The organism is Stenotrophomonas sp. YJH_SMC_65, assembly GCF_059369475.1.
Genome location: NZ_JCAFSR010000019.1, coordinates 1 through 8,268, shown reverse-complemented (window position 1 = coordinate 8,268; position 8,268 = coordinate 1). Strand labels below are relative to the sequence as shown.

The following is an 8,268-nucleotide window of genomic DNA, read 5'->3' as shown; positions in this document are numbered from 1 at the left end:
GCGCCTCCAGCGACGGCATGACCAGCCAGGCGATGCAGCAGGGCGGCATGGGATTGATCCTGACGACCTTGATTCTGACTGCGCCCCCAATGGCGGCCATGTTCTTCCAGGGCACGCTGGGTAGCTTCATGGCATATTCGCCGATAGGTGGCAGCCCGGTTGCTGCTGCGCCGGGACCTAATGGGCAGCCGCCGGGTAGCTACTACACGCCGGCCGCTCCGGAGAAGGGGCGCGCAGGGGCGGACGATGGTGTCCACGATAAGCACTCGGCTGCGCGCATGACTTTGCCACAATCCGATGCAACAAGAGTGGTTGATACCGGCTTGCGAGCGGCTCATCCTGGTAAGGAGTAATTTCCATGTGTATTGGAGTGGTGACGTGAAGAATATCTCGGCCTTCATTATCGCGACTGGGATTTTCCTGATCTTGTTGTTAGCGGGGAACGCCCAAGCAGAAGGCCGCTGCCCGCCTGGGCAGTATCCAGTGGGTGACCAGCAGAAGGGGGTTGGTGGCTGTGCGCCAATACCGGGCTCAGGGGCAGGCGAAGGGCAAAGTGGTCCTGTTGCGACTGGTCGTTGGATCAAAACTTGGGGGGCCATTGCAGACGCTGTGGTAACCGGCGACATGGGAGCTTCAGTGGGAAAGCGATCTAAACGAGAGGCGGAATCTGAGGCCTTGTCGCGTTGCGCGACCCATGGCGCGACTGACTGCAAAGTTAGTACGACCTATAAGAATCAATGCGTTGCGTATGCCAATCCCGAGCCGGGCAGTAAGGGAATAGTTTCAATTTCCGTCGCCGGCTCAAGAGAGGAGGCGACCAGTCGGGTTCTCTCCTACTGCGCGGAGAACGGTGGAGGGCAGTGCAAGGTGTTGTACACGGATTGTGCTGAGCCAATATTTGAATCTTTCTAAGCTATGCCAGTCGAATCATGGACGGGATCCTTGAATCGGCCTTTGCATGTTGGGAATGGCCTGCTGAAGAGCAGGCCATCTCATTTGTGGGTGAGCTGGAACGGCCGATCTAGGTGGTAATGTTGAGTGTGTGCCCTTGCCCCTGAATTTCGTATCCCATAGCCGGGACCAGGAAGCGGATGCGGTGGCGCTGTCGAGCATTGATGGCATCAAGATCCTGAATGATCCAGGGTTGCAGGCGGACAAGACGCGGGCGCTGTGGTTCATCGGCATGGGCACGGGCGGTCCGGCCGTCACCGCTGGTGCGATGCTGCTGCTCTACGAGGTCGCGCTGGCGCTGTTCATCGGCCTGGGTCCCTTGTTCATTCTGTGTCTGCTGTTCGACCAGACCAAGCAGCTGTTCCAGCGATGGCTGTTCTACGGCGTCGGCACGATGTTCTCGATGGCGGTACTGGCAGCGATGGTAACGATCGCGCTGGACATGGTGATCCGTATCTCGACCGCGTTCTGGTCCACCGCCCTGGTCAACAAGTTCCTGCTCGAGGGCGCCTCCAGCGACGGCATGACCAGCCAGGCGATGCAGCAGGGCGGCATGGGATTGATCCTGACGACCTTGATTCTGACTGCGCCCCCAATGGCGGCCATCTTCTTCCAGGGCACGCTGGGTAGCTTCATGGCATATTCGCAGATAGGTGGCAGCCCGATGGCACAGGCGCCGGGGCCGAGTGGGCAGCCACCGGGTAGCTACTATGCGCCGGCCCAGACAAAGGATCATTCCAGTGCTCCATCGGTCAGTTCCGGCCATGGCGCGACTTCTGGTTACGGTATCGGGCGCTCAGGTGAGGTCAAGCAAGATACTGGAAAGTATGGGCAGGCGGGCGCCTGAGCGTGGATTGACAGTGTCGAATGATAAAGGTGTGCGTATGAAGTGCATTGTCGTACTTTTGCTGCTCGTTATTTCTAATGTGGCGTTGGCAGAAGGACGTTGCCCCCCAGGGCAGTACCCCGTGGGAGGTCAGGGTGTAGGAGGTTGTGCGCCAATTCCCGGTGGTCAAGCTGGTGGTGAGAGCAGTGGCCCCATGCCGACCGGTAAATGGGAAACCCGATGGGGTGCTTTGGCGCAAGACACAGACCATCAAGTCGGCCAGAATTTGGCGATTGGTGTGGCAGAGGTTAAAAAAACAAAGAGAGAAGCTAGGTCCCTCGCGCTTTCTGAATGTCAGCGCATGGGAGGGCAGAAGTGTAAAGTTATTCTTGAGTATCACAATCAATGCGCCGCGCTAGCTGGCCCGGTGATTGGTTCAGTACCCCTCGTCGACGTGAAAACTGTGGCGTATCGATCACCTAATGAAGAAGATGCGAAGGTGGAATCAGTGCGCCGTTGTGAGTCCGAGGGTAAGGGTCGCAGTTGTACTGTTATCTACTCTGCCTGCAGCATGTCTGAGTTTAAGCCCTTCCGCTGATGTGAATCCTGGCGTTGGGTTGATGTTGTGAATAATGACATTTTGTTTGTTGTTTTAGAGGGTGGCCTGCTGAGAAGTGGGTCGCTTCTATTTTTCGCTTGAGACGTCTACTTTGCACTAAGGTTGGGTGTCGCTGTTCACAGGTTTAGTCTACGTGAGAGTGTCGAGCGCTCTTGGAGAGCAAGCTTCGGTCTGAAATTCATTTGCCTGCTGGCTTATAGCTGCAATACTGATTTCATTGGCATGGGGTGACGTTAGTACTTTATCTATTGTTCGATCAGGCCAAACAGTTGTTCCAGCGATGGCTCTTCTACGGAATCGGGACCATGTTCTCGCTGGCGGTGCTGTCGGCAATGGTGTCCATTGCATTGGATATGGTGATCCGTGTGTCTTCCTCGTTCTGGGCGACGGCGCTGCTAAACAGGTTCCTGCTTGACGGGGCTTCCAGCGACGGTATGACCAGTCAGGCGATTAAGCAGGGCGGCATGGGCCTGATTCTGACGACCTTGATTCTGACTGCGCCCCCAATGGCAGCCATGTTCTTCCAACGCACCTTGGGTAGCTTCATGGCATATTCGCAGATAGGTGGCAGCCCGGTGGCACAGGCGCCGGGGCCGAGTGGGCAGCCGCCAGGTAGCTACTTCACGCCTCCGGCTCCAGAGAAGGGCGGGACGCATAGTGCCACTGCCGAGCAGGTTGTTGGTTCGCGAGTGACTGGCGGTAGTTCATCACCGGGTTCGGCGGTGGTGGACTCAGGGCGTCTTGGTCTTGCAAAGAACAACGGCTGACGGGAAGTTTGAGGGTCTAACGATATGGTCTCGATATTTGGCCGCCGATGTGCGCTTATCTTCGGCGCTGCAACTTGCATGCTATTTTTTAGCTTCGCGCCCGTTGCTGGTGCTGAAGGGCGTTGCCCGCCAGGCCAGTATCCAATCGGAGGTCAGGGTGTTGGTGGATGTGCGCCGATCCCGGGAGGGGATGCGGGAGCGGGTCAGACGGGCCCTGTCCAAACAGGACGCTGGAATAAGACTTGGGGCGCGATTGCCATGGCTTCCAATGGTGACGTCGGTGTGTCAGTCGGAAAAGTGAGAAAGGCTGACGCCTCAAATGAGGCCTTGGCCAATTGTAGTCAGCACGGGGCATCGGATTGCAAGGTTACTCAGACTTACAAGAATCAGTGCGTCGCCCTGGTTTCTCCCCGAACTAGCGCATTCGGCGGTTCCACGTTTGGACGCGCTGAATCTGTCTCCGCCGCGACTTCATTGGCGATGGGGCTTTGCACTAAGCGCGGCAGTGAAGGTTGTAAGGTGATCTACTCGGCATGCAGCGAACCGGAATTCGAGTCGTTCTGAGTGGTAGTCAATGAGGCGCCGCAGGTTGGAAGGGCTGGAAGAGTTTAGGTTTACCTGCTCTCATGCTTCGCTTGCCAACTCAATTTCCTGCAATCAGTGCTGTTGTCTTTGCTTGGTATGCGGCGTACGAGGGCTGCTGAAAATTCGTGCTTTGTCTCTTCTGAATACTGGGGCAATCAAGCTAGATGATGGTGCTGGGGCCCGCAGCTAGCCATATGAACGTGGTGAATGGCTGCCCCGCGTAAGAGGCGATGACACGTATTTCGGATCCATTCTGTACGAATGAGCCGATGAGCGAGTTCCCGCTTATGGCCGCGTCCATCGGTAACATGACCAATCGGCGATCTGGCAGGGCGGCATAGGCCCGATCTTAACGACGCGTATTTCGACTGCTCCCCCAATGGCAGCCATGTTCTTCCAGGGCACCTTGGGCAGCTTCATGGCATATTCGCAGATAGGTGGCAGCCCGGTGGCACAGGCGCCGGGGCCCAGCGGGCAGCCGCCGGGTAGTTACTACACGCCAGCGACGCCAGCGACGCCAGAGAAGGGACGAACTGTCGACTCCGGTGACTACAGTAGTCAGTCAACAAGCCGCACGACATTGCCGCAGTCGGATGCGACAAAGATTGCGGAAACTGGCCAGCGAGCTGCTCATCCTGGTAGATAGTGATTCAGGCGTATTTGGAGAGTTAACGTGAAGAGCATTGTGATCTCCCTCTTTTGGATTTGCTCTGCTTTGTTCTTGCTTGTGACAGAAGATGCCCAAGCGAAGGGGCGCTGCCCACCCGGACAATATCCGATTGGCGGACAGGGGGGGGGTGTGCGCCAATACCGGGCTCTAATGGAGGCGATGCAGGGTCGAGTGGTCCGGTCGCGACTGGCCGCTGGATCAAAACCTGAGGAGCTATTGCAACCGCAGTAAGCACAGGTGATATGGGGGCTTCGGTTGGAAGGCGTTCAAAGCAGGAAGCTGCGTCCGAGGCGCTTTCCCGTTGCGCAAGCCATGGCGCTAGAGATTGCAAAGTCGGAACTACCTACAAGAACCAGTGTGTTGCATATGCTGATCCCGAGAGGGGTAAGGGCCGTGTCTCCTATTCGGTTGCAGGCTCCAAGGAGGAGGCTGCAAATCGAGTCCTGTCCCATTGCGCGGACATCGGTGGCGGCCAGTGCAAAGTTCTTTATACAGATTGTTCTGAGCCGATCTTTGAGTCGTTCTAGTCTCATGACTGCCGTGACATCTTTGATGGTATGAGCGTACCTGAGCCAAGCTGCTCAAGAGCCTGGGGTAGAACGTGCGGCTGAAGAAGCCGCTCGGCGAGAAGTTGAGCGAGAACGACTTCATCAAGGTTGCATTGCGACTCGTGCACCTTGTTTAGTGGGCAAGTGTTCTTCTACTGCACTGGGAAAGTGGTACAGGGCTATCGGATCGTCACCGGCCGCAGCCGGGACTTGATGATGATCCTGGTGACCAACATGGCGCGCGCCGCCCTTATCGTGGCGGTGGCGACAAGCATGGGCATGTTCGGTCGCGACCTCCATGAATTCCTGACGGAAGACGTGGAGGGCCTGATCACGCACGTTGTGACCGGCAAGGACGAGAAGCCCGAGGCGCAGATCGACAAAAGCTCTGCCTGGATGCAGGTGGCACTTTCGAGCATCGCTGGCATCAAGATTCTCAATGATCCCGAGCTGCAGGCTGACAAGACCCGCGCGATGTGGTTCATCGGGTTGGGCACGGGTGGACCAGCGGTGACGGCAGGTTCAATGTTGCTGCTGTATGAGGCCGCCATGGCCTTGTTCATTGGCTTGGGACCACTGTTCATTCTGTGCCTGCTGTTCGATCAGACCAAGCAGTTGTTCCAACGATGGCTGTTCTACAGCATTGGAACCATGTTCTCCATGGCGGTGCTGGCGGCGATGGTCTCGATCGCGCTGGACATGGTGATCCGTGTCTCTAGCGCGTTCTGGTCCACCGCCTTGGTCAACAGGTTCCTGCTCGACGGCGCCTCCAGCGACGGCATGACCAGCCAGGCGATGCAGCAGGGCGGCATGGGCCTGATTCTCACGCCCCTGATCCTGACCTCTCCCCCAATGGCAGCGATGTTCTTCCAGGGCACGCTGGGTAGCTTCATGGCATATTCGCAGATAGGCGGCAGCCCGGTTGCTGCTGCGCCGGGCCCGAATGGGCAGCCGCCGGGTAGCTACTACACGCCGGCCGCTCCGGAGAAGGGGCAGTCCGGCCAAGACAGTGGTGCGCATGATCGACATGCGACCGCACGTTCAACCCTTCCGTCGTCGGAATCCTCCAGGGTTGCCGAAACCGGTCTCAGAGCTGCACATCCCGGCAATCAATAGCCCCCATGCGTACGGAGTAGAAGTGTGAAATACATGTTTCCTCTCATTCTTGTCGGCTTGCTCCTATGTTTGTTTGTGGCGGGTGAGGCGAGAGCGGAAGGGCGTTGTCCGCCAGGGCAGTACCCCATTGGTGGTCAGGGCGTAGGTGGATGCGCACCTATTCCGGGCTCCGGTACCGGTGGCGTCCAGAGCGGCCCCATTGCTACTGGGCGTTGGATCAAGACTTGGGGGGCTATTGCGGGGGCGGCAAGCACGGGCGATATGGGGGCTTCCGTTGGAAGGCGCTCCAAGCGAGAGGCTGTCTCAGAAGCGCTTGCTCGGTGCGCGACACATGGAGCGAAAGACTGCAAGATCGATACAACGTACAAGAACCAGTGCGTCGCATATGCTGACCCTGAGCCGGGCAGTAAGGGAATAGTTTCTATTTCAGTCGCCGGCTCAAGAGAGGACGCGACCAGTCGGGTTCTCTCCTACTGTGCGAAGAACGGTGGAGGGCAGTGCAAGGTGTTGTACACGGATTGTGCTGAGCCAATATTTGAATCTTTCTGAACTATGCCAGCCGAATCACAGGCGAGATTCTTGAATCGGCCATTGCATGGGGATGCCTGCTGAAAAGCAGGCCATCTCATTTTTGGGCAGCTGGAACAGCCGATCTAGGTGGTAACGTTGGGTGTCGTCGCTAGTCACCTCTTAGTGCAGTTGTATTGGGTCGTCCTCGTCTGGGACATGGTAATTTGGGCGTCGGATTCGTTCTGAACAAAGGCGCTGGTGGACACGCCAAGTCCCGTTCGACGAGCAGCCTCTGCTCGAAGTAGGCTGCGTGCGCGTCAGAAATGCTGACGCATCTGGCCCTCAAACGCAGGCGCTTTTCCGTCGATGAGAACTTTGGCGACGAGCATTGCGGGTGACGCTGCGCGGCGCAGAAGGGGGGGGGGGCGTGGGCTTGATCCTGACGGACACTATTCTGACTATCCCCAATGGCTGCGATGTTCTTCCAGGGCACGCTGGGTGGCTTCGCGCCATACTCCCAGATCGGTGGATCGGCAGCGGGCCAGCCGGGTCCGCAGGGCCAGCCGCCCGGGTTCGTATACGCCGCCGGCACCGAAATCGAACGATCATGCTGGTAGCAGCAGTTCCGGCGCTGACTACAGTCGAATGGGGGGCATGAACAGTGGGACCTCAGGTGTAGGTCAAGATACGGGGCAGCGAGGTATCGCAGTCACGGCAAAGGATTCAAGATGAGAAAGGGCTACAGATCAGGTATTCAATCGACTGCCCCGATTTTCCGCGCCGCGATAGTCATTTGTACTATGGGTGCTCTATCGGTTGTTGCCGGACCGGTGCTGGCAGAGGGTAGGTGCCCGCCCGGTCAGTACCCAATCGGAGATGACAGAGCGCCTGGCTGTGCGCCAATTCCAGCGGGAGGGGGGGGCGCGGATTCTGGCCCTAGGCCAACTGGTCGCTGGATCAAAACTTGGGGCGCGCTCTCCAGCTCCGCGTCAGGTGATGCGGGAGTTTCGATGGGAAAATTCAGCAAGTCTGATGCTCAGAAGGATGCTCTCGCACAGTGCGCCCAATGGGGGGCTAGTGATTGTCGGATCGATCTAGCATTCAAGAACACGTGTGTAGCTGCGGCTACCGCTGGTGGGGGGCGTGGTACGAAGATCCATACTGGTGTTGATGTGGGCGTGGCTCAGGCCCGCGCTCTCAAGGACTGTCAAGTTAAGGGCGGGGCGGCGTGCAAGGTTGTTTACAGCGGTTGCACGGAGCCGTATTTCAAGGCGTAGTGATCCTTCCGTAGCCTCACTCTTGATGGATGCTGATGCCGCGATGTGTGCGGTGCTGCGTTGATCGTCACCGTTGCCACTAGCATGGCGATGTTCGGCAGCAACCTGCAGAAATTCCTCAACGAGGACGTCAAAGGCCTGATCACCCACGTGGTGACCGGCAAGGACCAGCAGCCGGAAGACCAGATCGACAAGAGCCTGGCGTGGATGCAGGTGGCGCTGTCGAGCATTGATGGCATCAAGATCCTGAATGATCCGGGGTTGCAGGCGGACAAGACGCGGGCGCTGTGGTTCATCGGCATGGGCACGGGCGGTCCGGCCGTCACCGCTGGTGCGATGTTGCTGCTCTACGAGGTCGCGCTGGCGCTGTTCATCGGCCTGGGTCCCTTGTTCATTCTG

At 57.9% G+C, this 8,268-nt stretch carries 7 protein-coding genes and 4 pseudogenes; all 11 read left to right on the top strand.

Going from position 1 to position 8,268, the window contains the following annotated elements; translation table 11 throughout:
* Nucleotides 1–353 (top strand): annotated as a pseudogene (locus AC5P7A_RS21140) (TrbL/VirB6 family protein); the annotation flags it as partial.
* A complete protein-coding gene (locus tag AC5P7A_RS21135; protein ID WP_269471281.1) occupies nt 298–912 on the top strand; it encodes a DUF4189 domain-containing protein in 615 nt (204 codons plus the stop codon). The pseudogene AC5P7A_RS21140 and the gene AC5P7A_RS21135, both read left to right, overlap by 56 nt.
* A gap of 184 nt (nt 913–1,096) precedes the next feature.
* Nucleotides 1,097–1,798, top strand: a pseudogene (locus AC5P7A_RS21130) (type IV secretion system protein); the annotation flags it as partial.
* Nucleotides 1,716–2,375: a DUF4189 domain-containing protein gene (locus AC5P7A_RS21125; protein ID WP_080355774.1), complete on the top strand. Its 660-nt coding sequence runs from the start codon at nt 1,716–1,718 to the stop codon at nt 2,373–2,375. The pseudogene AC5P7A_RS21130 and the gene AC5P7A_RS21125, both read left to right, overlap by 83 nt.
* Before the next feature lie 326 nt (nt 2,376–2,701).
* Nucleotides 2,702–3,163: a hypothetical protein gene (locus AC5P7A_RS21120; protein ID WP_495220572.1), complete on the top strand. Its 462-nt coding sequence runs from the start codon at nt 2,702–2,704 to the stop codon at nt 3,161–3,163.
* 24 nt (nt 3,164–3,187) lie between these two features.
* Nucleotides 3,188–3,727 carry a DUF4189 domain-containing protein gene (locus AC5P7A_RS21115; protein ID WP_481434742.1) on the top strand — a complete coding sequence of 180 codons (540 nt, stop codon included), beginning with the start codon at nt 3,188–3,190 and terminating at the stop codon, nt 3,725–3,727.
* 933 nt (nt 3,728–4,660) lie between these two features.
* Nucleotides 4,661–4,945, top strand: a complete 285-nt coding sequence (locus AC5P7A_RS21110; RefSeq protein ID WP_346601165.1) for a DUF4189 domain-containing protein — start codon at nt 4,661–4,663, stop codon at nt 4,943–4,945.
* A 189-nt stretch (nt 4,946–5,134) separates the two neighbouring features.
* Nucleotides 5,135–6,082 (top strand): annotated as a pseudogene (locus AC5P7A_RS21105) (TrbL/VirB6 family protein); the annotation flags it as partial.
* A 33-nt stretch (nt 6,083–6,115) separates the two neighbouring features.
* Complete coding sequence (locus AC5P7A_RS21100) at nt 6,116–6,631, top strand: DUF4189 domain-containing protein (protein ID WP_088375208.1); 516 nt, start codon at nt 6,116–6,118, stop codon at nt 6,629–6,631.
* 689 nt (nt 6,632–7,320) lie between these two features.
* The gene (locus AC5P7A_RS21095) at nt 7,321–7,869 is read left to right on the top strand and encodes a DUF4189 domain-containing protein (RefSeq protein ID WP_495220571.1); all 549 of its coding nucleotides are present in this window, start codon (nt 7,321–7,323) and stop codon (nt 7,867–7,869) included.
* Between the two features lie 54 nt (nt 7,870–7,923).
* A pseudogene (locus AC5P7A_RS21090) lies at nt 7,924–8,268 on the top strand (type IV secretion system protein); the annotation flags it as partial.